General features: G+C 41.4%; 23 protein-coding genes. 15 read left to right on the top strand and 8 right to left on the bottom strand.

Annotated features, from left to right (window positions below; genetic code table 11):
* Nucleotides 1-3: 3 nt before the first annotated feature.
* Nucleotides 4-1,707 (bottom strand): M61 family metallopeptidase, encoded by a 1,704-nt coding sequence (locus F993_RS18815; RefSeq protein WP_004652070.1) that lies wholly within the window; start codon nucleotides 1,705-1,707, stop codon nucleotides 4-6.
* A 171-nt stretch (nucleotides 1,708-1,878) separates the two neighbouring features.
* On the opposite strand from F993_RS18815, the gene F993_RS18820 reads away from it, so the two are divergent.
* From F993_RS18820 to F993_RS18860, 9 genes are all read left to right on the top strand, one after another.
* Entirely contained in the window at nucleotides 1,879-3,198 is a 1,320-nt protein-coding gene (locus tag F993_RS18820; RefSeq protein WP_004652069.1) for a D-alanyl-D-alanine carboxypeptidase PBP6B, read from the top strand.
* 95 nt (nucleotides 3,199-3,293) lie between these two features.
* Complete coding sequence (locus tag F993_RS18825; protein ID WP_004652068.1) at nucleotides 3,294-4,580, top strand: NAD(P)/FAD-dependent oxidoreductase; 1,287 nt, start codon at nucleotides 3,294-3,296, stop codon at nucleotides 4,578-4,580.
* A 125-nt stretch (nucleotides 4,581-4,705) separates the two neighbouring features.
* Complete coding sequence (locus F993_RS18830; RefSeq protein WP_004652066.1) at nucleotides 4,706-5,188, top strand: FKBP-type peptidyl-prolyl cis-trans isomerase; 483 nt, start codon at nucleotides 4,706-4,708, stop codon at nucleotides 5,186-5,188.
* A gap of 119 nt (nucleotides 5,189-5,307) precedes the next feature.
* Nucleotides 5,308-6,747: a cryptochrome/photolyase family protein gene (locus tag F993_RS18835; RefSeq protein WP_004652065.1), complete on the top strand. Its 1,440-nt coding sequence runs from the start codon at nucleotides 5,308-5,310 to the stop codon at nucleotides 6,745-6,747.
* Between the two features lie 186 nt (nucleotides 6,748-6,933).
* On the top strand, nucleotides 6,934-7,683 hold the full coding sequence (locus F993_RS18840; RefSeq protein ID WP_032812311.1) for a hypothetical protein: 750 nt from the start codon (nucleotides 6,934-6,936) through the stop codon (nucleotides 7,681-7,683).
* The gene (locus F993_RS18845; RefSeq protein WP_004652063.1) at nucleotides 7,683-8,588 is read left to right on the top strand and encodes a hypothetical protein; all 906 of its coding nucleotides are present in this window, start codon (nucleotides 7,683-7,685) and stop codon (nucleotides 8,586-8,588) included. Before F993_RS18840 ends, F993_RS18845 begins: the two co-directional genes overlap by 1 nt.
* Nucleotides 8,575-9,825: a glycosyltransferase family 2 protein gene (locus F993_RS18850; protein ID WP_004652062.1), complete on the top strand. Its 1,251-nt coding sequence runs from the start codon at nucleotides 8,575-8,577 to the stop codon at nucleotides 9,823-9,825. The genes F993_RS18845 and F993_RS18850 overlap by 14 nt, the downstream gene beginning before the upstream one ends.
* Nucleotides 9,826-11,673: a hypothetical protein gene (locus tag F993_RS18855; protein ID WP_004652061.1), complete on the top strand. Its 1,848-nt coding sequence runs from the start codon at nucleotides 9,826-9,828 to the stop codon at nucleotides 11,671-11,673.
* On the top strand, nucleotides 11,651-12,526 hold the full coding sequence (locus tag F993_RS18860; protein WP_004652060.1) for an alpha-amylase family protein: 876 nt from the start codon (nucleotides 11,651-11,653) through the stop codon (nucleotides 12,524-12,526). Before F993_RS18855 ends, F993_RS18860 begins: the two co-directional genes overlap by 23 nt.
* 25 nt (nucleotides 12,527-12,551) lie before the next feature.
* Here the strand turns inward: F993_RS18860 and F993_RS18865 are convergent, their stop codons facing one another.
* Nucleotides 12,552-13,766: a tetratricopeptide repeat protein gene (locus F993_RS18865; protein WP_004652059.1), complete on the bottom strand. Its 1,215-nt coding sequence runs from the start codon at nucleotides 13,764-13,766 to the stop codon at nucleotides 12,552-12,554.
* 230 nt (nucleotides 13,767-13,996) lie between these two features.
* On the opposite strand from F993_RS18865, the gene F993_RS18870 reads away from it, so the two are divergent.
* Both F993_RS18870 and F993_RS18875 read left to right on the top strand, forming a co-directional pair.
* Nucleotides 13,997-14,698: a VIT1/CCC1 transporter family protein gene (locus F993_RS18870; RefSeq protein ID WP_004652057.1), complete on the top strand. Its 702-nt coding sequence runs from the start codon at nucleotides 13,997-13,999 to the stop codon at nucleotides 14,696-14,698.
* Nucleotides 14,699-14,813: 115 nt separating this feature from the next.
* A complete protein-coding gene (locus tag F993_RS18875) occupies nucleotides 14,814-15,857 on the top strand; it encodes an NAD(P)H-dependent flavin oxidoreductase (protein WP_004652056.1) in 1,044 nt (347 codons plus the stop codon).
* Nucleotides 15,858-15,903: 46 nt separating this feature from the next.
* On the opposite strand, the gene ppk1 is transcribed toward F993_RS18875, so the two are convergent.
* Both ppk1 and mtgA read right to left on the bottom strand, forming a co-directional pair.
* On the bottom strand, nucleotides 15,904-17,982 hold the full coding sequence (ppk1, locus tag F993_RS18880; protein ID WP_004652055.1) for a polyphosphate kinase 1: 2,079 nt from the start codon (nucleotides 17,980-17,982) through the stop codon (nucleotides 15,904-15,906).
* A 112-nt stretch (nucleotides 17,983-18,094) separates the two neighbouring features.
* Complete coding sequence (gene mtgA, locus F993_RS18885; RefSeq protein ID WP_004652054.1) at nucleotides 18,095-18,769, bottom strand: monofunctional biosynthetic peptidoglycan transglycosylase; 675 nt, start codon at nucleotides 18,767-18,769, stop codon at nucleotides 18,095-18,097.
* 72 nt (nucleotides 18,770-18,841) lie between these two features.
* Here mtgA and F993_RS18890 point away from each other — a divergent pair, with 72 nt between their 5' ends.
* Entirely contained in the window at nucleotides 18,842-19,648 is an 807-nt protein-coding gene (locus F993_RS18890; RefSeq protein ID WP_004652053.1) for a rhomboid family intramembrane serine protease, read from the top strand.
* On the opposite strand, the gene F993_RS18895 is transcribed toward F993_RS18890, so the two are convergent.
* Together F993_RS18895 and F993_RS18900 are read right to left on the bottom strand one after the other, a co-directional pair.
* Complete coding sequence (locus tag F993_RS18895; RefSeq protein WP_004652052.1) at nucleotides 19,645-22,128, bottom strand: ABC transporter permease; 2,484 nt, start codon at nucleotides 22,126-22,128, stop codon at nucleotides 19,645-19,647. The genes F993_RS18890 and F993_RS18895 overlap by 4 nt on opposite strands.
* Nucleotides 22,125-22,829 carry an ABC transporter ATP-binding protein gene (locus F993_RS18900; protein ID WP_004652051.1) on the bottom strand — a complete coding sequence of 235 codons (705 nt, stop codon included), beginning with the start codon at nucleotides 22,827-22,829 and terminating at the stop codon, nucleotides 22,125-22,127. Before F993_RS18900 ends, F993_RS18895 begins: the two co-directional genes overlap by 4 nt.
* Before the next feature lie 36 nt (nucleotides 22,830-22,865).
* Here F993_RS18900 and F993_RS18905 point away from each other — a divergent pair, with 36 nt between their 5' ends.
* Nucleotides 22,866-23,495 (top strand): arylesterase, encoded by a 630-nt coding sequence (locus tag F993_RS18905; protein ID WP_004652050.1) that lies wholly within the window; start codon nucleotides 22,866-22,868, stop codon nucleotides 23,493-23,495.
* 25 nt (nucleotides 23,496-23,520) lie between these two features.
* On the opposite strand, the gene F993_RS18910 is transcribed toward F993_RS18905, so the two are convergent.
* Nucleotides 23,521-23,961 carry an aminoglycoside N-acetyltransferase AAC(6')-Iv gene (locus F993_RS18910; protein WP_004652049.1) on the bottom strand — a complete coding sequence of 147 codons (441 nt, stop codon included), beginning with the start codon at nucleotides 23,959-23,961 and terminating at the stop codon, nucleotides 23,521-23,523.
* Nucleotides 23,962-24,059: 98 nt separating this feature from the next.
* Entirely contained in the window at nucleotides 24,060-24,674 is a 615-nt protein-coding gene (locus tag F993_RS18915; protein WP_004652048.1) for a carbonic anhydrase, read from the bottom strand.
* Between the two features lie 233 nt (nucleotides 24,675-24,907).
* On the opposite strand from F993_RS18915, the gene F993_RS18920 reads away from it, so the two are divergent.
* Together F993_RS18920 and F993_RS18925 are read left to right on the top strand one after the other, a co-directional pair.
* The gene (locus tag F993_RS18920; RefSeq protein WP_004652047.1) at nucleotides 24,908-25,924 is read left to right on the top strand and encodes an alpha/beta fold hydrolase; all 1,017 of its coding nucleotides are present in this window, start codon (nucleotides 24,908-24,910) and stop codon (nucleotides 25,922-25,924) included.
* A gap of 24 nt (nucleotides 25,925-25,948) precedes the next feature.
* The gene (locus F993_RS18925) at nucleotides 25,949-26,953 is read left to right on the top strand and encodes a hypothetical protein (RefSeq protein ID WP_004652046.1); all 1,005 of its coding nucleotides are present in this window, start codon (nucleotides 25,949-25,951) and stop codon (nucleotides 26,951-26,953) included.
* The last annotated feature ends 20 nt before the right edge of the window (nucleotides 26,954-26,973 follow it).

Below are 26,973 nucleotides of genomic sequence, written 5' to 3'. Positions count from 1 at the left end.
GTTCTAACCCTTCAACCAGCGGTCAACTTTATGTTGGTCTTCAACTTTGAGTTCAACCGTGGTCAATTCATTTTCACCTGCTTGCAGTTCAAATTGCAATAATTCATCACGACGGAATGCATAGACCGTAAATATGCCTTGTTGTTTCGCATACTTGGCTAACAGCTTCTCAGAAGCCTTAACTCCATCAATGGCAAGGATCACATCATTGGCAGACAAACCTGCTTGAGCAGCTGCGCTATCACGACGCACTTGCTGTACCACCACACCTTCCGCTTTATCTACCACTTTTAAGCCAAAAGGCAAAGCCTTGTCGTTTTTAAGGTTGTAGCTCAAACCGAACTCAGGAAACAGCTGATCCAGTGGTAACTCATCTGTGGTATTAATCAGATGATTAATCTGTTCAATCCAGTTATCACCTGTCAATTCATGACACAATTCAAAAATCGTGCGCTCATTGACCTGAATGCCGCTTTGGGTATTTTCATACAAACGACGTATCAAAGCATCTAAGTTAGAACCACGTAAGCGTAAGCCTAAGTCTAAACAAAGTGCCACTAAACTACCTTTGTTATAATAACTCGTTCCCGCATTATTCGAGTTTTCATCCTGACGGTAGAACTTAATCCACGCATCAAAACTCGACTCAGAAACAGATTGAATCAAGCGTCCTGGATTTTGTAAATAACGATCAATTTGCGCTTTTAGTAAATCCAAATAAGATTTTTGTGAAATCACGCCGCTACGCAATAAAATCAGATCATCATAATAAGAAGTAAAACCTTCAAAAATCCACAATAAGCTGGTGTACGCTTCTTGATGCAAATCATAGTTGGCAAAATTTTCAGGACGAATAAATTTCACTAACCATGAATGAAAATACTCATGGCTGCACAGACCCAAGAAACGTTGATAATCTTTAGAAGGCTCTTCTGTTTCATCTGCCTTCGGTAAATCATCACGTGGGGTAATCAAACTGGTACTGTTGCAATGCTCCAACCCCCCATAACTATTGCCTGTGGCCATTGTCATAAAAGTATAGTTTTGGAATGGTGCTGAACCAAACAGATTAATTTCAGTTTCACAGATTTTTGCAATATCTGACTGTAAACGAGTCAAGTTAGTGCTATGTTTCCCTGAAATCACAAATTCATGCGCAATACCATGCGTTTCAAAGCTGAAACGACTTTGCTCTGCCAATTCAAATGGACTGTCAATCAACTGATCGTAGTTGTCTGATTTTAAAGTAAAGCGTCCTTTGACCAAGCTTTTTGATGGCAAGCCTGTTGCGATTTGAAAATGCTTTAATTCATCAGGTAGGAATAGTTCAAGCTCACATGCTGCTTGTTCTTGATCTATCAGCCCTAAACAAACACATGCAGGATTCACATATAACCGTGTTTGATCGACATAGGCGCCACGTACAGACAAATCATAGGCATAGACATCATATTCAACCGTAATCAGTTCGTGATCGGTATTGAATAAACGCCAGCGATTTTTTTCAGTTTTTTTAATCGTTAGCAAACGTCCAGCTTCATCTGATGCTTTCACTGATTCAATATGTTTTGAAAATTCTCGAATCAAATAACTACCGGGAATCCAAGTCGGTAGCCAAAGTTCTTGATTGGGATTTGCAAGAAAACGAAGTGTGACATGAATCAGGTGCTGGCGATAATCGTCGAACTCAATTTGATAGTGCAACATAATTTTTTAATCATGAAAATAGGAACAATTTCACACAGCTTAGCATTTTTTTACAAAGTCATGCGCAGATGTCGTAATTGTCAGCAAAAGTTGCTGGATTCTTCAACAAAAAAGTCATAGCATTCTCCTCTCACATTTAAGGCCATCGGATCGGCAATACAAGGTATTCACGTGAAACTTCTCCTCTCCCTCTTTACGTTGTTTAGTCTCATTTGTGCAAACCTTGCACATGCAAACTTACTCAACATTGCCCCTGAAACCGTTGAAGCTCAAGCATGGTCGGTGATTGATGCTCAATCCGGACAAATTATTGCTGAGCATAATAGCCATGTTCAACGTGCACCAGCCTCACTCACCAAAATGATGGTGGCCTATATCGCACTAAAAGAGATTGAAGCAGGTAAATTACGTAAAGAAGACATACTGACCGCAACTCCTGTTGTAAGCACAGTTATGTGGGATGAGTCACAAATGTACCTGAAAGCAGGTGAACAGATTTCTGTTGATCAGCTTTTGGCAGGGCTGATTGTGATGTCTGCCAATGATGCAGCAGTTACGCTTGCAGAAAAAATCTCGGGCAGCGTACCGCAATTTGTGGCGCGTATGAACCAAGAAGCACAAGCCTTGGGTATGAAAGATACGCATTTTAGTAATCCAGCCGGTATTACCATGACCGATCATTATTCAACTGCCGCAGATCTCAGCTTGCTTGCGAAAGCGATCGTGAAAGAAACGTCTGAATATTTATATTATTCAAAAATGCCAAGTTTTAGTTATAACCAACGCTTCCATCATGCAACCAATCTGGCTTTAAAAATGGATCCAACAGCGGATGGCCTAAAAACGGGTTATACCAAAGCAGCAGGCTACAATCTTGCTTTAACAGCAGAGCGTCCGACATTTAACCCACATGTTGAAAAGCGTCGTTTAATTGTTGTGGTATTAGGTACACCTAGCGCAGTAAAACGTGCTGAAGTGGCACATAAACTCATGAACTTGGCTTATACCTATACCCGAGATGAAGAAGTCATTCCAAAACAACGACTCATTGCCGAACTCCCTGTAATTAAATCAACTTTGAAAATGTTTAAAGTTGAAACACAGCAACCGACGATTGTGACCACTTCACTCTATGGCCAAGCAGCACCGATTGATTTAAATACTTTTGATTTATTGACACAACGTATTCATTTGACTGATGCCAACCAGCAAGTCACGACGGTTGAACCGCTTCAAACCACCAATACGCATATCAATATCGAACTGAATGAACAGCATTTAACTGCGCCTTTGACTCAAGTCATGAACTTGGCCACCGTATCGATTTATCAAAATAATCAATTGATTCGTAGCTTACAGATTGAGAATGATGTACAGATTGAAGAAGCCAATATTTTTCAGAAAATTATGATCTGGTTTTCGAATTTGTTTAGTTTTTTCTCAACAAATGACAGCAAAAACCCAAAACTTTACCCTTTAAACCAAGGTTAAAAAAAACCTACTGTTTCTATCAAGATTACCAATACAATTTAAAAAAAAGGATGGCATAATCCTGCCATCCTTTCACAAAAATAATTAGGTTAATCATGAGTAAAACCTTACATCATATCGTGATTGTAGGCGGTGGCGCGGGTGGTTTAGAACTTGCGACACAACTAGGTGAACGTTTTGGCAGACGTAAGAAAGCCCGAATTACCCTAGTCGACCAAAACCTCACTCACATATGGAAACCTCTCCTACATGAAATTGCAGCAGGCTCACTAAATCCCCACGAAGAACAGACCAATTATTTTGCCCATGCAGAAAAACATCATTTTGAGTTTGTCCTAGGCACCTTAATCAATGTCGATAAAGATAAAAAACAAATTACGATTTCTCCCCCGCAACTTTCTAAAGAACATACGCCCCTGACCCAAAGTGTCAGCTACGATACACTTGTACTTGCAGTTGGTTCCGTATCCAATGATTTCGGTACCGAAGGTGTGCGTGAACATTGCCATTTCCTAGATAGTCGGAAACAGGCTGATATCTTCCAACAGGATTTATTTCATCTCTATATCGAGGCACAAAGCCAACCCAACGACCGTGCCCTAAACATTGGCATTGTTGGTGCTGGTGCAACGGGGGTTGAACTGGCAGCTGAACTGATCGAGACCACGAAAAACTTCTATCGCTACGGACTGAAAAAAATTGACCCTAAACAAGTCAAAATCACCTTGATTGAAGCTTCTGATCGTATCCTGCCCGCACTGACTGAAAAAACGGCTGCACACAGTGCCAAGCAACTCAAAAAAATGGGCATTGAGATTCTAACCCAACATAAAGTCCAAAAAGTTGATGAATCTAATGTCTATTTTAGCAATGGCAATGTCCTGCATTCAGACATTACGGTTTGGGCGGCAGGTGTAAAAGCACCTAAGGTTCTGGAATCGTTCCACGATTTTAAACGCGACAAGATTAATCGTTTAATGGTTTATGCAACCTTACAAACCTATTCGGATCCCAATGTATTTGCCTTTGGTGACTGTGCCAACTGTCAATTGGATGCACGCCAACCGCCTTTAGGTCCGCGTGCACAAGTCGCAAGCCAACAAGCCACCTTCTTGGTAGATGCCATGGCCGCACGTTTATCCGGTTCTCCACAACCAATGTTTAGCTTTAATGAGAAAGGCTCACTGGTGTCATTAAGCCACAATCAAGCCGTTGGAGAATTGTTGGGTGATGTTAGCGTACAAGGTTTTATTGCCAAAACCATGTACGTGTCTTTATATCGACTGCACCAAGCCAACATTCATGGTTATACCCAAGCAGGCATGCTCACCATGAAAGATTTCCTGACGCGTCGTGTCCGTCCAAAAATTAAACTGTATTGAGTTGAAATCTGATATTTCGTCTCAATATTTAACTAAATCGTTTCAAAAAGTGGAAAGTAGTCAACAAAATCTATTTTTCACTTTATGATATACAGCTAAAACTATTGATGACATGGATTCAAAACATGACTGCTATTGCAAATAACCACGTGGTTTCATTCCACTACACTTTAACAAACGCTGAGGGTGAAACACTTGATCAATCTCAAGGTGAACCACTTGCATATTTGCACGGCGCGGGCAACATCATCCCAGGTTTAGAAAATGCGCTTACAGGTAAAACTGTTGGTGAAAAATTTACTGTAAACGTTCCAGCTGCTGAAGGTTATGGCGAATACAACCCTGACCTTGTTCAAGAAGTTCCAGCTCAAATGTTCCAAGGTGTGGACAACATCCAACCTGGTATGCAATTCCAAGCTCAAACTGATGACGGTGTTCAAATCGTAACTGTTAAAGCGATTGAAGGCGACAACATCATCGTGGATGCGAATTTCCCGCTTGCTGGTCAAGATCTTACTTTCGAAGTTGAAATCGTTGAAATCCGTGATGCTTCTCAAGAAGAATTAGATCACGGTCATGTTCACGGTGCAGGTGGTCACCACCACTAATTCATTTTTGAATTAGCAGCAAAAAGCAAAGCTTCGGCTTTGCTTTTTTATTGCCAAGGACTTTTACAAAATCATAAAATCGCTTAAGGTCAATACAGTCGTCATTCATATTCTCAACTATGTCTCATTCCTATCAACTGATTTGGTTTCGCCAAGATTTAAGAATCCATGACCATGCTGCGCTTTGGCATGCGACTCAGACAGGCCCATCTCTAGCACTGGTAATCTTATCACCTGAACAATGGCAACAACATGATGACGCACCAATTAAAATCGAATTTTATTTACGCCAACTTCAAGAATTAAAACAACAACTGGATCAACTCAATATTCCTTTAATAGTTCAGACCGTTCCACTTTGGAAAGATCTGCCTGATTTTTTTGCTGATTTGCTCCAACAACTTGAAATTGAAAATGTCTATGCCAATATCGAACTCGGAGTCAATGAACTCAAGCGGGATCAGGCCATACAAAAGCGATGCAATCAGCAACAAAAAGAATTTACACTCTTTCATGACCGTACTTTATTTCCTGTTGCCTCGATCCGCAATCAGTCTAATTCGCCTTATCAAGTATTTGGCGCATTTAAGAAAACCTGCTATCAACGTTTACAGCATGGTCTACCGCAATGTTATCCAGCACCTCAACGCCAGCAAGCCATTAGACTAGATTTTTCGCTGTTGCAACATACTGATATTCAGCAACTACAACACGACTATCGCAAGCAAATCGAACATATTTATTTTACAGAGTGGCAAGTGGGCGAACAGTTTGCATTCAGCTTGCTTGATCAATTTATCGATGAGCACTTAGCAGATTATAAAACTGCACGTGATTTACCAGCTGTTTCAGGCACCAGTCAGTTATCTGCCTATTTAAATATTGGGATTATTTCGATTCGACAATGCCTACAGGCTCTGTTTAGACAACAACACGGTCATTTTGAAATTCAATCTGAAGGACAACAAACATGGTTAGATGAATTGCTTTGGCGGGAGTTCTACCAACATATCTTGTTTGATTTTCCCCAAGTCTCCAAACATCAACCCTTTCAACCCCAGACCCAAAAGATCAACTGGCGAGATGATCCTATTGCTTTAGAAAAATGGCAACAAGGGCAAACAGGGATTCCGATTGTTGATGCAGGCATGCGACAAATGTTGGCAACAGGTTGGATGCATAATCGCGTTCGCATGATCTGTGCCATGTTCTTAAGCAAAAACTTATTAATTGACTGGCGTAAGGGCGAACAGTGGTTTATGCAACATCTGATCGATGGCGATTTAGCAGCAAATAATGGTGGATGGCAATGGTGTGCCTCGACAGGTACGGATGCTGTGCCCTATTTCCGGGTGTTTAATCCCGTCACACAATCCCAGAAGTTTGATCCAGATGGACAATATATCCGTCAATGGGTTCCTGAACTAGCTCAACTTGATTCTAAAATCATTCATGAACCTTATGCAAAAAATCAGGCCCTCATCTTGGATTATCCTAAGCCAATGGTTGACTTAAAGCTCAGTCGTCTACGTGCAATCGAGGCTTTTAAATCGCATTAATGCAGCTTACATAAATTAAAAATTCTTATCATTTTAACTACTTTTTATTATTCTGAAATACAGCCTATACTGTATGTTACTGTTTATAAAATTATTTTACAAAGTCGACAACAGAAAAACTCTCGTCAAAACCGTAAAATAATGCTAACTTTTTCACAAAAGACATGTATTAAAATTAAAACGATTATGCAAAAAAATCCAGCTCCAGCACTCGTCTTATGGATTATCTCAGCCCAAATCTTTATGGGCATTGTTGCGTATGAATGGCTACCAGCAAGTTACCGTGGAAGTTGGGTATTCCTACTCATCTTGTTAATCTCAGGAGCTTTTTTAAATGTTGGCATGGCCATCATTCTGGGTTTGTTGACGTTTATTGGTGTTGCGGTTTATTTTTTCTTGGATTTGGCCAATCAGACCTATGTCGAACGTCAATTGTTATTGCTGTTTGTACTTCCGATTACGCCGATCTTCCTCAGCGCCATTCGACATAATATTCAAAATGCATTAAAAAGTTTCCGAGCCATCCAAAGTTATGATCGTAATTATCAGCATGATATTTTGCCGTTGACTGCTTTAAAACATTTCCAAGGTGAATTAAAAAAGCTGCTTCAACTCACGCAAAAAGACCACTATAAAATCATTACGACCCATATCAGTAATACTCTATTGATTCGTGAAATGTTGGGTGAAGATATTTGGAAAGAAACCCAAAATAAAATTATGGCTATTTTATCTGCTGATCGCGACAGTGTAATTTATCACTTTATTAATGAAGAACTCAGTGAAATCAAAAGTATCATAATCCATGAAACCTCTTCTGATGAAAATCAACGCTATCCCCCATTTATTCAGGATCTCCAAGAACTCACCGTACTGAAATTACAAATTGAACAGCATACTGAATACTTAATTCCTCCAGCTAGCGAGGTGAGCTAATGTCAGTCATGCTTAATATTTGTGGTGTCTTGGTCGCCACCAGCCATTTTCCAGATACAACCTTGCAACAGTTTTATCAGCAGTACTATCACTGTCAGATCGAAACTGCGAAGCAGCAATTTAGCTCCCAAGTTCAAACACCTCAAACGGTTGCAGAACTATTTCCACAACCTCCCACATGGTGGCCAATTTTCACTTCCGATCAATTGGACTCCGAGAGCTTTAAGCAGTTAATTGCACAAGGTGTGAAACCTGGCGTAATTTTGCCCAATGAATATTTTAGTGCAATTAAATATTATAAAATTAAAAAAGCCGTCAATGAAGGTGCTATTCCCATCGCCTTCTATCAGATGACCCATGCCAAATATTTTGCGGCTAAAGCCACTTTTTCAACCGCTATCGGATTACGTCCTTTAGCAGCATTGATCGAAACAGGTTGGGATGAAAACATCATTGCGCAACCCGCAGGCAGTTATATTATTCAATCAGACTTCCCCGATGAGTTGCGAATACCAGCACGTAAGATTCAGTATAACCAACACTTTTTTTATCAAGCCATTTCAGATCCTTCACAAAGCTCAGGCTATCAAGTCGTGATTAATCCTCCGCTTGGGATGCCGCTCAATACCATTGAATATCCTCAATTGGGTATTTCCTGGGATCTTAATCGGACTCAATTTACCAGCACGACTGATGGCGTCAATACCAGTTTATTCGGCTATATTTTAATTGGGCTAAGTACAGTGGTCATTCCACTGGATTATATCTATTCAGCACACTATCCAAGCCTACTCAGTTCCTTTGGTAGTTCGATCTCTTGGGTTTCGCTGCTACTCGGTGGTGGGCTCCTCCTGATCTTGATTATTTCGATTATCCGCAGGAGAAGAATAAATGCCCGCGATTGATATTCTTTTCTTATTTGGTTTTTTAGGCATCTGGATTCCTCAAGCCTTCTGGGCTTGGCTCAGTTTTCAGGCATGGAAATATTCAAAAAATGCAGCCAAGGAACTAGAAAACCTGCCTATTCCCGAACATTGGCCTGTATTGAGTGTTTTGATTCCTGCCTATAATGAAGGTGTGGTGATCGAAGATACGCTGCATGCCATTGCACAGCAGGATTACCCAGCCCATGCCTATGAAGTGCTATTGATTAATGATGGTTCGAAAGACAATACCTTAGAAATTGCGGAACGGATGGCAGCGATTTATCCCTGCATTAAAATTGTCAATGTCCCCAAAGGGATGGGCGGTAAAGGTAAATCACGTACACTGAACAATGGCTTACCGCATGCCACAGGCGAGCTCATTGTGGTCTATGATGCCGATAGTACCCCTGAACCCGACTGTGTACGTCTGTTGGCTCAAACCTTAATGGCAGATAAAAAATTAGTCGCAGTGAATGGTAAAGTCCGTACCCGTAACTGGCGTGACAGTATTTTGACCCGTTTTATTGCAATTGAATTTATTTTCTTCCAATGGATTTTCCAAGGAGGGCGTTGGCAACGTTTTGAGTTATCCACCCTGATGGGTACCAATTATGTGATCTGGCGCGATGCGTTAGAAACACTTGGTGGTTTTGATGAAAAATCATTAGTGGATGATACCGAAATGAGCTTTCGTATTTTCCTTGGTCAAAGACGAATTAAATGGGTGCCTTATGCGGTTGGTTGGCAACAAGATCCACCTTCTTTAAGTGTGTTTGTTAAACAGCGCTCACGCTGGACGCAAGGAAACTTTTATGTCACCAGTAAATATCTGCCAATTGCGTTGAGAAAACCGTTTCCAATCGGCATCGAAATTTTTAACAACATCATGTGCTATGTCTTGTTTGTACCTGCGCTGATCTGGAGTCACATTACCCTAGCTTTAGGATTGCTTGGTATTGCTGGGATTACTGTTCCTGGTCCATTCACACTACTTTGGGGCCTATCCTTCTGTTTATATGTCGCACAAATGTGGTTCACCTTATCTTTAGAAAGAGCCAAACCTCAACTATATTTCTTCTCGGTCTTATCTTACGTAACCTATTCACAAGTGTTCTTATTTATCGTGTTTAAAGCTGCTTATGACATGCTGAAAAATAAGATTCAGGGAAATTCGTTACAGTGGTATAAAACTGAGCGTAGCAAGGAGAAAAAATAAATGAAAAATAGAACTTTAAAACATCCACTTTTAAAAGCTGTAGTTGCCAGTGTCGCCCTCTCCTTGCCAGTATTTGCTTTGGCAGATACCCTGAATACATGGACCTTTGACAACATCAACACGTCCAATAAATATACCATTGAGCCACATTTCTTCTATGTGGGTAAAGGTTCTGAATGGCAGAACATTCGTTTTAGCAGTGACTATTCCACCGAACACTTCACCACTTTGTTAGTTAAATTTGATGACAAGCTAATCTACAACACCACTTTAAACGGCGATGGCACCTTAAGCTTCGATATTCCCGCAACCCAAAACGGTTTTCATCGCCTAGATTTTATTTTACAGCAATATTCACCCAACACTTCTCCGGCGGCTGACCGCACCACCTTCTGTAGTGAAGATGTCGATCAAGTAACTTATTTAAGCAATTCAAAAATTGAATATATCCGCCATCGCCCTGTTTATCGTTTGAAAGATTTGCCTGATGCCTTATTCAATCCTCAGGTTGTGCGACCAACACCTTTTGTCGGTGTATTGAAATATAACCCAGCCAATCTCAATGAAGCTGCAATGTTAGGGCGCCTGATCAGTGCTTGGGGTTCAGTCACACCAATCCAATGGTATGAACAAAATGCACCAACAGAACAAGCACCAAACTTTTATATAGAAATTGTGAAATCAGCGACGACCCTACCAAAAGGAACGCTCGTTCAAATCAGTACAGCAAATGATATTCCAACCTTACAAATTCAATATGATCAACCTGAAAAACTGGTTTCTGCAATCAATGGCTTGCTCAATTCAGACTATTTACAGCAACTGAATACCTCTGCAACTTTCCTTCCAAACAAGCTTGCAGCACCGAACTGGGCTAAAATCAAACAAATTCATACGCTTGCAGATTTAGGCATTAGCGATTTTCGTTTGAATCAAGCCGAAAAAAATCTCTTCCTCAATTTCCCGGCAGTGTGGCAACCCACTGATATTTTACAAGGCCAAATTGCATTACGTGTGCAAAGTGGTTTATTGGAGGGCTCGAACATTACCACCTGGATCGATGGCGGTTTTGCAGGAAGTTTAAAGACAGCCAATTTAGATTCTGATCCCGTTAACCGTCAGTTTAACTATTTCGCCAAAACCATTTCGAATAATACAACCTTTAACTTAAAGCTCGAAAATTCAGTGATCGTCAATTCACAGTGTCTACCAACCGCAAAAGGTTCACTCTGGATTGATACGCAAAAGTCGACGGTGAAACTCCCACATAAACTTAAGAATGGGGTTGCCTCACTTTCTATGAGTTTTGCCACCCATCCGACCATTGCCATTGATGGTAATGCTGGGAGCTTAGAAGTTGCCATGATCATCAGCCAAGTGGCTAAAAAAATGCTGATGACCAATGACCCGATTCCCCTCAATCTGGTCAAGCTCGACCCAACAAAGCCTGAACTGCTCAATGTACAGGTCAATCCCAATATCTATCGCCAACAAGTGTTAATGCATCAAAATACGCTATACGCACCAGCAACCGTAAATGGCTTTTTGGTGAGTTTCCATGACCAACGCTTTGATATTATTACCGACTCGATGCAAGGCGCACAAAACTTCACCAAACTTTGGGAGAAAATTCAACAAAACATTCCCAATAATGCCAGCAAGATCTTGGTGACGGAAAGCGGTCAAGTCTTTATTTTACAAAAAATTATGGTCGGAAACCAAAAAGCACCTCTGGTAAAACAATCTTCATTCTTTCTCTTGGTCGTTATAATCTCTGCTATCATGATTGTTGCAATCTTGCTCTGGTACTGGCGACAAAGAACAAATGCTAAAAATAAGGCTGACTAAAGCAACGTTTTTAATCATACTTACATTATCAGCACTCTTATTTTTAGGAGGTTGTATTCATCATCTCAAAACAGATGGGCAAGCTCCGCAAGTTGAAGGTATATTCTGGCAGCCTGACTTGGCAACCACGCCACCGTCAGGTAATTGGGACTTACTTGGTGTTTCTACTTTTGTGCCGCAATGGTCAGTCGTACAATCTAAATCGTGGTTTGATCATGACATCGGTTTAGAAAAGTGGGATAAAAACATCAATCTGAAACAGCTACAGCAAAAAGTATGGGCTCAGCATATTTTACTTGGCTTGGCAGGAGAATATGATGAGAAGCTTGCTCGCTCTAATGTATTAAAACTTGCTGAGGAATCAAAAAAAATCATTGAAAACACCAAGTCTATTCCACTCAAGGGTTATTACTTTCCTGTAGAAGCTGATCCAAGCTGGATCTGTGTAAATGATCTGGCCAAAGCCATTCGAACCTTACCCAAACCACTTTGGGTCAGTATTTATAGCGCCGAACAAGCACCAGAACACTTAGATTTCTGGTTAAAAAGCTGGTTACCAAGTCATACAGGTGTGTTCTTTCAGGATGGTGTCGGTGTTGGAACACGCACACCACAACAAGCACGTGTCGTGCTAGAGGATCTTCAAAAAGAGTTTGGTAAGGACAATATTGTGATTGTATTAGAGGCATTTCGTCCCGTGAAAGGCGGAAAGTTTCGCTCCGCCTACCCGTGGGAAATCGTACAGCAACTTAAAGCTTATGAAGGACAAAAAGTATATATTTTTGATGGTCCACATTATATGAACCGTATGACCGTATATGCCGTTGCCTTGTGGTACAAGCTTAAGTATTAAGCCCATATACCACAGGGATTAATCCTTAAAAACTCTTATAAAAAACTAGTTCAGTACGCGTATTGTTATAGTTTTCTGTTCCATCGGCTAAAGCATCTTTGAAATAATGCCCATAGAGACGCTCAACACGTAATTTCACTGGAATATAGTTAAATGGTTGCCAAGCAACACCTGCACCATATTCAAATAAATTATTATAATTTTCGCCTTCCGAGTCCGCTAAAGTATGCAGTTTACCATAGGCTTGTACTGTACCCGCTTCACCGCGATATAGATTAAAACCAGAACGTAATCGTAAATCAGCAATTACATTATAGTCCTCGCGAGAGTAACTCGCGACATTGCCATACAGATCCGTGAAATAATCATTCCAAATCGTACGCTGCTCTATCGCAGGATTGGCGTACCACTCTTGATAACCGGTCACACCACCAACTACACTTTCACGGAATTTGTCTCGATTACGGTCGATCAGATCATAACTGCCACCGACTTCTAAATAAGCACGGATCGGAATCGATTGCCAAGGTTGATAATTCGCTCCCAAGCCGATGGTTACTGCATTCTCATCAATAATCTCTGGACGTACACCACCTTTGGATTTGGTGTCACGGTTTAGATTGACAAAGCCATACACTTGAGTACGGCCGCCATCCAGATTTTTCCCATAACGCATTTTTAAGGGAAAAATAAAATCGTCATAACGAGACTCATAAGACGGGGCAAAATACACATCTTTAAATGTCGACGGAACCGATGAACCACTCAGGTTTTGCACTGCTTGTTGTGATTTTGCAGCAATTTCAGCATCAGATGAGGTCGATAAATTCTTAAAAATGACTAAGGCCTCTTTGTTCCTTTTTTGCTGATTCAACAAGTACGCTTCTTGTAATTTCAGTTGATCATCTTCGGGTGCAAGCTGCTCAGCTTTTCGAACACTCTGAATGGCCTCATCGTGCTTATTTAAACGAATCTGCAAATAGGTCAAACTTTTCCAGACTTTGATATCTTGTGGCGTGAGTTGCCCTAATTCAAGTAAGATTTTCTCAGCTTCTATTGGCTGGCTTTGTTCAACTTTATAAAACTTGTCCCAACGATCATAAATTGGGTTGCCGGGTTTATAAGCAGCATCCCCTTCTTTAACAAAATCAGATTCAGCACTCAATACCTGCTGTACAGGTACGATGAGACCCAAGAGTAGTAGTGTATGACTCAGCAGCTTATTTTTGGAATTGTTCATCGCAGATCTCAACTAAAAATACTCAGAATATAGACAATAAAAAGTCAATGTAATCTAAAGTTAAAGTGTTAAATTATTCACATATTATAACCAAATCATGGTTATGCTATCGTTAAAATAAGTTATTTTATAATAGATTAAGTTTATGAATCATCAATAGAATTTTACAAATATTCGCTACATTCGTCTTTATAAATAATGAAATTCACTCGGTTTAAAAGAGCAAAATTATGTCCTATTCCCAACATCTAGAACCGCATGTAATACAACGTTCAGGCTGGCTGAGAGCCTCAGTTTTGGGGGCCAATGATGGCATTATTTCCGTCACCAGTTTAATTATGGGGATGGCAGCCAGCGGTGCCAGTTCGCATACCTTATTGATTACCTGTATCGCAGGTCTCATCTCAGGCGCAACTTCAATGGCTGCGGGCGAATATATCTCGGTTAAATCGCAAGAAGATATTGAAAAATCTGATCTGCGATTTGAAGCTAGAGAACTAGAAAAAAACCCGCATGCTGAATTAAAAGAACTAACTCAGATTTATATTTCACGGGGTTTGAATCCAGAGCTTGCCCACGAGGTTGCCAAGCAACTGACTGAACACGATGCTCTCGGTGCACATGCACGAGATGAAATTGGGATTCATGAAAATACTGCTGCCAACCCAGTTCAAGCGGCGCTTTCATCAGCAGCCTCTTTCTCCTGTGGCGCTGCTTTACCCATGTTAGCGATTTTACTCAGTCCAAGCTCATCAGTCGCTCCTTCGGTACTGATCACGGGAATAATTTCACTGGCTTTATTAGGCGCTTTATCCAGCTACTTCGCACGTACCTCCATATTAAAAGGCAGTTTACGCATTACCTTATGGGGTATTTTAGCAATGGCCTTTTCCAGTTGGGTCGGCTCCCTATTTAATGTCACAACTCTCTAGAATTATTTTAAGCGCTAAAAATCCTGTCTATATTCAATAATTAAATAGCGATTATTATTTGCAAGCGTTTTTGTTTTTACGTTATGGTGATTGAAAAAGGAATGAGTAAAACAGCATGTCAATTTTAGAATTATTAGAAATAAAACACCCGATTTTACTTGCGCCGATGGCAGGTGTTTCCACGCCTGAACTTGCAGCTGAAGTTTCCAATCAAGGCGCTTTCGGTTCTTTAGGACTTGGCGCAAATACGCCTGAAACGGCCAAAGCACAAATCTTAAAAACTCAAGAGCTTACAGATCATACATTTCAGGTGAACTTCTTTTGCCATCAATCCGAAGCACTAAATCCTGAAACAGCACAACAATGGATTGATTACATTCGTCCACAATTTGAAAAGTTTGCTGCACAACCACCGACTCAGCTCAATTGCATTTATCCAAGTTTTTTAGACAATGATGACTTTCTCAATGTGGTACTGGAAACACGTCCTAAAGCCGTGAGTTTTCATTTTGGTATCCCCCATCCACATCAAATTCAAGCACTAAAAGATGCAGGGATTATCACGATGGTCTCTGCAACCAATTTAATTGAGGCGCAAGCGATTGAGGCTGCTGGCATCGACATGATTATCGCACAAGGAATTGAGGCAGGAGGACATCGTGGTATTTTCAATCAACAGTTTGATGCAGCCATCAAGACGTCTGATTTAGTATCCTTGATCACTCAACATTGTAAGATCCCTGTGATTGCCGCAGGTGGGATAATGAATGGCGAACAAGCCAGAACCATGCTGAAACTAGGCGCTGCGGGGGTGCAACTGGGAACAGCCTTTGTTCAATGCAAAAGTTCCAGTGCCAATACTGCTTATCGCAAAGCTTTGTTTAGCCAACCGATTACTCAAATCAGTGCAAGTCTGTCTGGTCGACCAGCACGTGGCTTACTCGGGGCTTGGCATACCCAGATTGATTCACCCAGTCGCCCCAAAGTCCCTGCTTATCCATATACCTATGATTTAGCTAAACAGTTAATGAGTGTTGCTGGCGGACATCATGATTTTAGTTATGCTGCCTTTTGGGCAGGTAGCAATGTAGCACAAATCCGAGAATTAGAAGCCGCAGATCTGGTCAATCAACTGGTTTTAGAGATGAAGACAAACTAAATCCCTGCAATAAAAAACCGACTTCTTTAAAGTCGGTTTTTTGATCTTACTTGATTGCTTCTAATAAGGTATGTTGTGCATTATGCGGCTCTTCGCCTTCCATAGGTCGAGCACGATCCCATACACCATCGCCCTGTAATAACCATGCTTGCTGATTATCTTTGAGATAATTCAATAAACCAAGTTGATAAATACGTTTCTTCAACGCAGGATCTTCAATCGGGAAACAGGCTTCAACACGGTTGAACAAGTTACGATCCATCCAGTCTGCACTTGAACCATAAATACGCGGGTTGCCGTTATTACTAAAATAATAAACACGGGTATGTTCCAAGAAACGCCCGACAATCGAACGGACACGAATGTTTTCAGACAGATTTGGCAAGCCCGGACGTAAGCAGCAAATTGAACGAATAATCAGGTCAACTTGTACACCCGCTTGCGATGCTTCATACAATTTATTAATTAACTGAACTTCAGTTAAGGCATTCACTTTAATAATAATTTGCGCAGGTTTGCCTTCTTTGGCATTGGCAATTTCATCATCAATATAATTAATGAGCTGAGCGTGCAAAGTGAATGGCGCATGCAATAGCTTTTTCGGCTTTGCCATTTTGCCCATACCGGTTAATTCTTGGAAAATACGGTGTACGTCTTCACACAAGTCTTTGTCAGTGGTCATCAAACCATAGTCGGTATAGATACGTGCATTGGTAGCATGGTAGTTACCCGTTCCCAAATGTACATAACGCACCAGTTTATTATTTTCACGACGCACCACCAGAATCATTTTGGCATGGGTTTTATAACCTACGATACCATATACCACCACCGCACCTGCTTCTTGCAGGACGTTGGCCACTTCAATATTGGATTCTTCATCAAAACGGGCACGTAGCTCGATCACCGCAGTCACTTCCTTACCATTTCGTGCTGCTTCGGCAAGGACTTGCACAATTTCCGAATCCGCACCACTACGGTAAAGGGTCTGCTTAATTGCCAGCACTTGCGGATCACGCGCAGCCTCACGCAACAATTGAATCACAGGTGCAAATGATTCAAAGGGATGGTGCAATAAAATGTCCTGCTTTTGCATTGCCGCAAAAATACTTTCCGACTTTTTAAATGCTTTTGGAATCACAGGAGTATGTGAGTCATAACGTAAATGTGGACGCTTAAAGTTCGACAATAAACGCGCCAAGTTCACAGGCCCATCAACACGATAGAGCTGCTCTTCGTTTAGATCAAACTCATCCAGTAAATATTCATAAATATGCTTTGGACAGTTATGTGTCACTTCAAGACGAACTGCACGACCAAAACGACGTGAACTCAGTTCACCTTTGAGCGCTTTGGCCAAATCTTCGACATCTTCATTCAGCGCTAAATCTGCATTACGTGTGACACGGAACTGGTAACAACCCGTTGCAGTCATGCCTGGGAACAAATCAGAGACATGTTCATGAATGATCGCAGACAGCATCACATGATGTTCTTTCCCCTCCGTGAGTTCATCAGGTAAACGTACCACACGTGGTAATGAGCGCGGTGCTGGGACAACTGCCAAATCAATCTGACGGCCAAATGCATCTTTCCCTTCCAAGGTCACAATGAAGTTTAAACTTTTGTTGACTAAGCGTGGGAATGGATGTGCTGGATCAAGGCTGATCGGAGTGAGTACAGGTGCAACTTGTTCTTGGAAATACTTTTTAATCCACGCCGATTGCGCTGGCGTTAGTTCACCACGGCGTAAGAAGCAAATATCTTCTTCACGCAGTTTCGGCAAAATTTGTTCGTTTAGAATACGGTATTGACGCTCAATCGCAGCATGCGTAGTTTTTGAAATTTGATCTAGAACTTGTTTAGGGGTTAAGCCATCTGGCGTGCGACTTTCATTGCCTAAAGTCAGTTGCTCCATCACGCCTGCAACGCGAATTTCAAAAAATTCGTCTAAATTGCGTGAAAAAATCAGCAGGAAGTTCATCCGTTCTAAAAGTGGGTGAAGTGGGTCGACGGCCTGTTCAAGTACACGAAGATGGAAATCGAGAATCGAAAGTTCACGATTAATATAACGGTCGTTGTAACTATATTCTATGGGCGCTGTTGTCGTCACTGCAGTATTCATACTGAACCTTGTCGCATTATCATTCATCAAGTGATGATTTAAGTATGCTGCAAAATTATGTCAATTTGGTAAAAAAGCCCAAAAATATTGGGCTTTTTTAAATTTTTTTGGATTATTGTGGAATTTGTATCGCATTCATATATTTCAAAATGACACGTTTACGAAATTGAAGCTTGCGATCATTGCGATTGTCTTGATAATACTTCGGATTTGGCAATAATGCCGCCAAGAACGCTGCTTGTTCTCGGCTTAAACTTTTTGAACTTTTGCCATAATAGAATTGCGCCGCCGCCTCAACGCCATAGATATTCTGACCGAATTCAACCGAGTTCATATACACTTCTAAAATACGGCGTTTTGACCACATCCGCTCCATCATCCATGTGGCAATTGCTTCTTGGCCCTTTCGGATGAATGAGCGCTGATTATAAAGAAATAAATTTTTAGCCAGCTGTTGCGAAACGGTTGATCCACCCGCAACTAACTCACCTTTTTCACTATTTCGTTCTAATGCAAATTGAATTCCAGCCCAGTCAAAACCATGATGATGGATAAACTTGGCATCTTCACCCGCTAAAATTGCGCGTTTGAAATTATCACTAATTTCATCGTAATCGCGCCATTCCTGTTTGATCGGCTTAAAGTCAGTTAGATAATCTGCACGCATAAACATTGTTGTTTCAACAGGATGGGTACGCCACCAAACCAAACTACCAAAGATCCATAGCTGAATCAGTAGAATGACGCCGATAATCAACATTACTACGCGTGCTAAAAAAGCTTTCATTAAAATGCATCACTCCATCGTGCAACAAATTCATGCTAAGCTATTTTTTATATCAATAACTAGCGTAAACACATGACTGAAACGACTCCACCACAAATTAATCAAAAATTGCAAATACAAACATGGTGGTTTACTGCGCTATTAATCGCAGTCAATGTCGGATTATTTGGCTGGCAAATTCTTTCAGGGGTGAATATTACCGACCCTGCCCCAGTAGATGCAATCGCTTGGGGTGCAGATTTTACCCCACTCACCTTTACATCTGAACCTGAACGCTTATTCAGTAGTATGTTTTTTCACTTTGGCATGATTCATTTAATGCTAAATATGTGGGCACTGTATATTTTCGGAAGTGTGTCCGAACAGCTATTTGGTCGCAGCTACTATATTGGCCTGTATTTTCTAGCTGGTTTAATGGGCAGTGTACTGTCGAGCTATTTGAGCATTCGTGATGGCTATGAACTGCTACAACACTTTGACCCGAATCTCCTACCACGCATCAGTGCGGGTGCATCTGGTGCAGTGATGGGTCTTGGTGCGGCACTGACCATCATATCTTTATTTCCTCCCTTGCCACAGCAACGTTTCTGGCTCGATAAGAAATCATTACTGATGATTATGGGGATTAACTTAGTCTTTGGTTTTACTGTTTCAGGCATTAATAATGCTGCTCATATCGGCGGTATGATCATGGGAGCTTTATTAGCTGCGACATGGTATTTCAGTCAAAAAACTCAAAACAAAGGTTTATTCCAGATCATCGCTTTAAGTGTCGGATTACTGTTACTTGCTGCATTTTATTGGTATTGCACAGTGTTAAGCACAGGACTCAACCCTTTATGGCATGAGATCCTGCGCCAGAACCAGTTAAACGTCTAAGACTGATTCATTTCTCTTAAACTTTGTAAGGGTGGAATATCACATAAATAGCTCAGCCGATAACGACCGATTAAAGTACAAATGATCATCATGCTCAGCGGTAAGATCAACCAAATTTCAGGATGCCATTGCACGGCCATTTGCATCCTGTGACTGGCAATCGCACTAATCACTTCTGCAAACAAACACGCCACCACACCTGACATTAATCCAATAAAACCGATCTCAAGACTGAGCATCCGTTTGAGCTTATTCTTGGCAACGCCAAATGAACGTAGCAACGCAACTTCTTTACGACGCTCATCCATCAGCACATTTAAACATGCAATCAGTACCAATACACCAGAGAAGCCAACTAATGCAGCGAGTACCGTGACAATCTGTACCAGCACATTCACTAAGCGTTTAATTTCATCCAGAATCCGTCCGACATCAATAAAGACTGTATTGGAAAATTGCTGAATCAGTTGCACCATTTTCGGCTGATCGGCAGGTGGCAGATAGAAGCTGCCTAAATAACTGCCCGCGTTTTCATCCATCGTTTCGGGTGAGAAGATGAAGAAAAAGTTCGGACTAAAGCTTTCCCATTCGACGCTACGTAAGTTCACTACCGTGGCTTCTAAGGTTCCTTCAGGCAAACTAAAACTGAGTTGATCGCCGATTTGAATGCCAAGCTCGTGTGCGGTTTTTTCTTCAACCGACACTTGCCCTGCTTTGCTAAAGTTTGCAACCCCTTGGGTAATCACATTGTCTTTAGGATAAAGACTGGCTTGAGTCAGATTGAGCTCACGACGTAATGAGTTGTTTTGCTTGACCAATTCAGGCGCGAACGCATGTCCATTTTTAGCCAGTAAACGTCCGCGAATATTGGGATACAGTGGCGTTGATTGCCAACCATTTTGCTCAATCTGTTGCTTAAACTGAGGCATATCAAACGGCGGCAAACCATAGACAAATTGGTTCGGCGTGCCCACAGGCAATTGCTGTTGCCAGCGTTGCAGCAAATCCGTTCTTAATACACTCAATACCGTAATCAAACTCAGGCCTAAAGCCAGTGCAGTGATCTGCAAAGCGGTTTGATGTGGAATCCGTACATAAGCCGCTAGAGGATGTTTCAGTTGTTTAATCGCTTTGAGTAGCAGCCAAATCACCCCATACATCATTGAGCAAAGCAGTAAGATTGCGCTGAGTACCAACAAGCTCAACTGTAGATTATCACTCAGCACCAAACTGAACAGAACCAAGCTGACAATACCAATCGCAAACATTGCCACATAAGACTTCCGTGAACGCTCCTGTTGGCGAATCACCCGAATCGGTGGTGTGTTTAATAACTCCCAAATACTTGGCAAAATAAAGCCAATCAACACCATCACACTGGTAAAAATCGCAATCGGCAAGGCATAAAGCAGATCGATGACTGCAAAGCTCAATTGCAGTTGCGGAATCAATTGCAACATCAGTTGCAATAAACCATAACCCAAAGCAATCCCAATCAAGCTTCCTAACACAATCGACAAAGCACTGACGATTCCAAGCAAGGCAATATAGGCCAATAAAATTTGTCGCTTACTGGCACCCAAACATCGCATCAAAGCAATATGATCTTGGTTCTGTTGTACATAACGCTGACTAGTTAGGGCAATCGCGATCCCACACAGTAAAATGGTCAATAGGTTGGCCAGCTGCAAGAAGGTATCCAGATTTTCAATCGGCTTCATTAAACGAGTATTGGATTGACTGGCATCTCTGAGTTTTAGTGAGCTTTGCTCACCTTCAAGTTGTTGATCTACCTGCTGTTCGGTGTCTTGTTCATCTTTTTGAGATTGTTTAAAAATCTTTTTATAGGCCTTGATTGACTCAGGCTCACCCGCAAGCAGCAGTCGATATTCAATTCGGCTTCCGACCTGAACTGCATTGGTTTTAGCAATATCAGCTTGGTGAATAATCACCGTCGGAGAAAACCCTGAAAATCCAGTCTCTTGATTAGAATCACGTTCAATAATGCCCGTGACTTTAAACTGAGCATCGGCAATTGCCAATGGCTCCCCCATTTTTGCATGTAATAAATCCATTGCTCGCTGACTTAACCAAACTTCTCCTGGTTGTATCGCCTGTGCTTTGGGTTGAATCACCAACTGACCACGTAAGGGAAAATTTGCATCTACCGCTTTGACATTCACCATCACAAATTGATCTTGGGTATGTGCCATTGAGCTAAATACGGTCACAGGAGCCTGCTTTAACTTCAATTCATCTGCCTGTTGCAGCCAATTCGGCTGAATAGGGTCCTTGTCTGATAGGACTAAATCACCACCCAACATTTCAGCAGCTTGTAATGCCACTGCATTTTGTACTTGGGTATTACTAAACTTGAGCGCCGTAGTGGCACTGATTGCCAAAGACAAGGCAATAATCAGCAGATATAAGCCCCCAGTACGAAAACTTTGTAACAGTAAGGGTTTCAGGACTGAGCTCATACCCCCTCCTGCAACTTGACGATTTCCCGAATTTGACCATCGGCGAGTTTGACATGGCGTTGGCAAAGTGCAGCCAAGTTTTGATCATGGGTGACCAACACTAAGGTGGTACCGAGTTCTTGATTTAAATCAAATAACAGTTGCTCTACCTCTTCCGCAGTTTGTCCATCCAGATTCCCTGTGGGTTCATCTGCAAAAATGATTTTTGGCTCTGCAATTAACGCCCGTGCAATCGCAACACGTTGTTGCTCTCCGCCTGAAAGCACTTTCGGTGTTTGCTGCGCTTGTCGAATCAGTCCGACCCGTTCCAACCATGCCAAGGCTTTTTGTTCTGCCTGCTTGAAATTAAAATCGGGTTGCAAACGTAACGGCAACATCACATTTTCCAATGCGCTTAACTGCGGCAACAACTGAAAAGATTGAAAGACAAAGCCAATATTTTCTAAACGGACTCGGGCACGTTGTTCTTCAGTAAGCGTATGAACTGCTTCTCCACAGACCCATAACTCGCCCAGACTCGGTCGATCCAATGTCGCGAGAATACCTAATAAGGTTGATTTTCCCGAGCCAGAACGGCCAGTAATGGCAATCTGTTCACCTTGATAGATGTCTAAATTTATATCTTTTAAAATGCTCAGACTTTGCTGATTGATTTGAATGTTTTGTGTAACTTTTTGGGCAGAGATAATCGGTTGTGGCATGATGTCACGTATCCTTTAGGACAAATTTGAAATACGATGCAAAAATCTAAATTTATCTGGTCACTATCAAAAACGCTTGGAATCATCACCATTGGCTTGATCCCAACACTGGTTTCAGCAAAGACTATTTTAATTTTGGGTGATAGCCTGAGCGCAGGTTATGGCATCGATGTAAAACAAGGCTGGGTGCAATTATTACAACAACGCCTAGACCAACAGTATCCGAAACAACACAAAGTGGTCAATGCAAGTGTCAGCGGTGAAACCACCAGCGGTGCATTGGCAAGACTTCCGAAGTTATTACAAACTTACAAGCCTGAAATTGTGGTCATTGAGCTTGGCGGCAATGATGGCTTACGTGGTCAACCACCACAAATGATTCAAAAGAACCTTGCTCAATTGGTACAACTGAGCCAAAAACAGAAAGCCAATGTTTTACTGTTTGGTATGAAAATACCACCGAATTATGGGACAGCCTATAGCACGGCTTTTGAAAATAATTACAAAATTGTAAGCCAGCAATATAAAGTCAAACTCTTGCCGTTCTTCCTTGAGGGTGTGGCTGGGCAGAAACATTTAATTCAGAATGACCAAATCCATCCCAATGCCAAAGCACAACCGATTATGCTGAATGTGGCTTATCCCTATATCAAAGGCGCCTTATAAGCACCAGTTGAGTCACTCAAGCTGCTTAGCCAATATTTTTCTTAAAATACACCACACGTTCAGTTTCTTGAAAACCGAGTGCTTGATGCATTGCATGGGTGATCTGATTATCCAGCGCTGCATCTGAGGCAAACTCTGTGCATGAAAACTGTTTGGCCCAGATTTCGACATGCTGAACCAAACCCGTTGCGATACCTGAACGGCGATATTCAGGCAATACATAAATCCCTTCAAGAAAAGCCACAGGTGATGTCTGTGTGCCATTCACATATTCATATCGAATTGAAGCTTCCAGCATGGCAATTGCTTGTTGGGTGTCGGTATAAGCCAATAATTGTAAGCAATGTGCCTGTGTGATCAGTTGACGCATTTCCTGTAAATGCTGTTCCTCATGATCAGGCCAGAGTAAGCATCTCAATACTAGCCAATCTGATAATTGTGATTCAGATATCGGCATAATCTTCATAGTGGAGCTACTCTTTTATTGAAATATCCAAATTTTATCAATCAAGGATAAAGCATGAACGATAAAATAATGGCGAGTTTTTCAACTCGCCATCTGCTTTAAAAATCGAAGAAACTGACTTCACCTGTTTCCAGTGAATATTCAGCGCCTACTACAATCATTTTGCCTTTCTCGATCAGACTTTCCAACACCGCCGAACCATGACGTAATTGATTCACTGAAGCAAATACATTGGAACGAACCGCATGAGCTGACAGTTTTTTCAAATCATTTTTTAAATCTGTTTGCATCAAGATTTCAACCGAAGGACGTACCCGATTAACAATCGACATCAAATTTGATGATGGCGGTTGCTGAGGGTTCATCAAGGTATCAATCGTCGCTTGGATCGCACCACAGTGACTATGACCTAACACTACCACGACAGCACAATCATAACGCTCTGCCGCAAATTCAACACTCCCCACTTGTGATGGCGCAACAATATTGCCTGCGACACGAATCACGAACAAGTCACCTAAACCTTGGTCAAACACCATTTCCGCCGGTACTCGGGAATCAGAACAACCTAAAACAATTGCAAAAGGATTTTGTTCACTTGCCATTTCGGCACGTTCTTGGTGAGACAATAATTTTTGTTGAACTGCCTCTCCCTTTACAAAACGGGCATTACCAGCTTTTAAACGTTCTAGGGCTTCTTGAGCAGTGAGCATGCTTAAATCCATCTATGGTTGACATGAGCAAATAGTGTAATGTGCACCTGTTTGAAAGTCACTGACAAAAATAAAAACTCTCTGGACGCTTGCTAATCTTTTAATCAGCAAAATAATGGAAAATTGATGATTTCATTGGCAAGAATTTCCATACAGCTGTAGATTATGCAAATGACTCCTTTAGCACTTTCCCCAATAATCAATGGGCGTAAAAATAGATCAAGGACAGAACAATGAATACAAAAAACCAATTTGCAATGCCCTTCCGCAGGACATTAACGGCAGCTTTATTGGCATGTAGTTTGACGACAGTTGCAATCAGCACCACACAGGCTGCGGAAATTGAGATGAGTTTCCAAAACCTGCTGCAGCAAGAGCGTGCTTGGGCAGGCTTACAAAGTAAAACCTTAAAAGTAGGGGATATTACTTGGTCATATAGTGAAGGTGGTCAAGCAGGTAAACCGATTGTCATTTTGATTCATGGTTTGGCAGGCAGTCGCGATAACTGGAACCGCGTTGCACGTGCCTTAACTGCAAATTATCATGTGGTCATTCCAGACTTACCTGCCAGTGGTGAAACACAAGTTCCAAAAGATTTTGATTATTCAGTTCCTAACGTGACTGAAAAATTACGTCGTTTTGTCGAAGCGGCAAACCTCACCGGTCCAGCCCATGTGGCAGGTCATTCACTCGGTGGTTCAATTGCGATGCTGTATGCAGGTCAATATCCATTTGAAACCAAGAGCTTATTCCTGATAGATGCGGCTGGGGTATATAAATCTGCCACCACACCTTATCTCAAAGATCCAACCCAAGTAAAAAACATGATTGTGAGCAAGAAAGGAGACTTTAACTTCTTGATGCAACAAGCCATGCATACACCACCATTCATTCCTAAGGAAATTGCCCAAGCACAAGAGAAAATGATGATTGGTCAGGTTGAGCAAACCCAAAAAATGGTTGATCAAATCATTGCATTGAATAAGCTCTACACACCAGATTCATTTGCCTTATTGGCGCGCTCAATTGATGCGCCCACCCTGATTTTATGGGGTAAACAAGATAAAATTATTAATGTTGAAGTTGCACCTGAGTTAAAATCACTGCTGAAAAATGCACAAGCACCTGTAATCTTGGACAATGTTGGACATATGCCAATTTTGGAAGCAGATCAATTGGTGGTTCAGCAATATCTACCTTTCCTTAGTAAGATTCAGGCACAAAAGCCAGCAACAACGCCTTCATCCTAAATTTGATTAGTGATTTGAGATTTTATGTCGAAACAACCCATGATAGAACAACTGATTGATGCACAACTTGATTTTCTAGAACATGAGTTTGCACAGGCAGAAACCATTCAACATGAGTTTAAGCAGTTCTATCATTGGTTGCGCTTACAACAGTTACAACATCTTTGGTCGTTTGAACAAATCTTTGAGCTGATTGAAAAGCAGATTTTGGCTACACCTGCCAGTGCATTTCTAATCGAACAAATTGCGGAACATATCCGTTTTGCCTTGATTCATCCGATCAATGATCAAACCACGATTGAACAGGTCATTCCAGTCCTGACCATTGACTCAATCGCCCAGTATGTAGCAAGCAAGAGTGGACATCGGCAACGTCTAATTAAAACAGTGGTCAACAACCCTGCTTTTTCTGCATTAATTACCCAACTGATTCAACACTCAATCCAAGATTATCTGGATAACTCCATGTCAAAACGTGTTCCTGGGGTTGGACATTTTATGAAAATGGGAAAATCTGTTTTAGAAACAGTGACCGATTCCAATCTAAATGACACGATTAACCACTACTTACAAAAGAACATTTTAAAAATCAGTCAAATGAGTGAAAAAGTGTTAAATCAACACTTTAATGATGACAAGCTTTATCATTTTCAGGCGAACCTCTGGCATAAAATTAAGCTCATGCCTTTATCGGTTTTGCGTCATTATGTCGAGGTACAAGATTTACCTAAGACAGTGGGTATGGGACATGAAATTTGGGAACATATCCGTCAAACGCCTTATCTAAAACAGCAAGTACATGATGGGGTCTATGCATGGTATGCACGTAATCAGGAACGCACTTTTGATCTTTTACTACGTGACCTGAATATTGATGAAGAGTTGATTCAAAATCAGTTGACCGACCTGCTCTCACCAGTTTTACAGCAAGTCATTACAACAGGTTATTTGCGGCAGCGTGCCCGCACGTATTTAGAGAAATTTTATTATTCTGAAGCAGTCAATCAGATCTTAAATAAACAAGGATAAGGCATTTGCTGCCCTATCCT

Source organism: Acinetobacter proteolyticus, assembly GCF_000367945.1.
Classification (GTDB): domain Bacteria; phylum Pseudomonadota; class Gammaproteobacteria; order Pseudomonadales; family Moraxellaceae; genus Acinetobacter; species Acinetobacter proteolyticus.
This window is presented reverse-complemented; position numbering and strand designations above follow the sequence as displayed.

Coding starts and splice junctions, on each gene's coding strand:
- F993_RS18895 (WP_004652052.1), bottom strand. CDS start 22,128: ATGAGCTCAGTCCTGAAACCCTTACTGTTACAAAGTTTTCGTACTGGG.
- F993_RS18900 (WP_004652051.1), bottom strand. CDS start 22,829: ATGCCACAACCGATTATCTCTGCCCAAAAAGTTACACAAAACATTCAA.
- F993_RS18850 (WP_004652062.1), top strand. CDS start 8,575: ATGCCCGCGATTGATATTCTTTTCTTATTTGGTTTTTTAGGCATCTGG.
- F993_RS18860 (WP_004652060.1), top strand. CDS start 11,651: ATGCTAAAAATAAGGCTGACTAAAGCAACGTTTTTAATCATACTTACA.
- F993_RS18835 (WP_004652065.1), top strand. CDS start 5,308: ATGTCTCATTCCTATCAACTGATTTGGTTTCGCCAAGATTTAAGAATC.
- F993_RS18870 (WP_004652057.1), top strand. CDS start 13,997: ATGTCCTATTCCCAACATCTAGAACCGCATGTAATACAACGTTCAGGC.
- F993_RS18830 (WP_004652066.1), top strand. CDS start 4,706: ATGACTGCTATTGCAAATAACCACGTGGTTTCATTCCACTACACTTTA.
- F993_RS18920 (WP_004652047.1), top strand. CDS start 24,908: ATGAATACAAAAAACCAATTTGCAATGCCCTTCCGCAGGACATTAACG.
- F993_RS18925 (WP_004652046.1), top strand. CDS start 25,949: ATGTCGAAACAACCCATGATAGAACAACTGATTGATGCACAACTTGAT.
- F993_RS18855 (WP_004652061.1), top strand. CDS start 9,826: ATGAAAAATAGAACTTTAAAACATCCACTTTTAAAAGCTGTAGTTGCC.
- F993_RS18875 (WP_004652056.1), top strand. CDS start 14,814: ATGTCAATTTTAGAATTATTAGAAATAAAACACCCGATTTTACTTGCG.
- F993_RS18910 (WP_004652049.1), bottom strand. CDS start 23,961: ATGAAGATTATGCCGATATCTGAATCACAATTATCAGATTGGCTAGTA.
- F993_RS18865 (WP_004652059.1), bottom strand. CDS start 13,766: ATGAACAATTCCAAAAATAAGCTGCTGAGTCATACACTACTACTCTTG.
- F993_RS18915 (WP_004652048.1), bottom strand. CDS start 24,674: ATGCTCACTGCTCAAGAAGCCCTAGAACGTTTAAAAGCTGGTAATGCC.
- mtgA (WP_004652054.1), bottom strand. CDS start 18,769: ATGAAAGCTTTTTTAGCACGCGTAGTAATGTTGATTATCGGCGTCATT.
- ppk1 (WP_004652055.1), bottom strand. CDS start 17,982: ATGAATACTGCAGTGACGACAACAGCGCCCATAGAATATAGTTACAAC.
- F993_RS18840 (WP_032812311.1), top strand. CDS start 6,934: ATGCAAAAAAATCCAGCTCCAGCACTCGTCTTATGGATTATCTCAGCC.
- F993_RS18815 (WP_004652070.1), bottom strand. CDS start 1,707: ATGTTGCACTATCAAATTGAGTTCGACGATTATCGCCAGCACCTGATT.
- F993_RS18905 (WP_004652050.1), top strand. CDS start 22,866: ATGCAAAAATCTAAATTTATCTGGTCACTATCAAAAACGCTTGGAATC.
- F993_RS18825 (WP_004652068.1), top strand. CDS start 3,294: ATGAGTAAAACCTTACATCATATCGTGATTGTAGGCGGTGGCGCGGGT.
- F993_RS18845 (WP_004652063.1), top strand. CDS start 7,683: ATGTCAGTCATGCTTAATATTTGTGGTGTCTTGGTCGCCACCAGCCAT.
- F993_RS18890 (WP_004652053.1), top strand. CDS start 18,842: ATGACTGAAACGACTCCACCACAAATTAATCAAAAATTGCAAATACAA.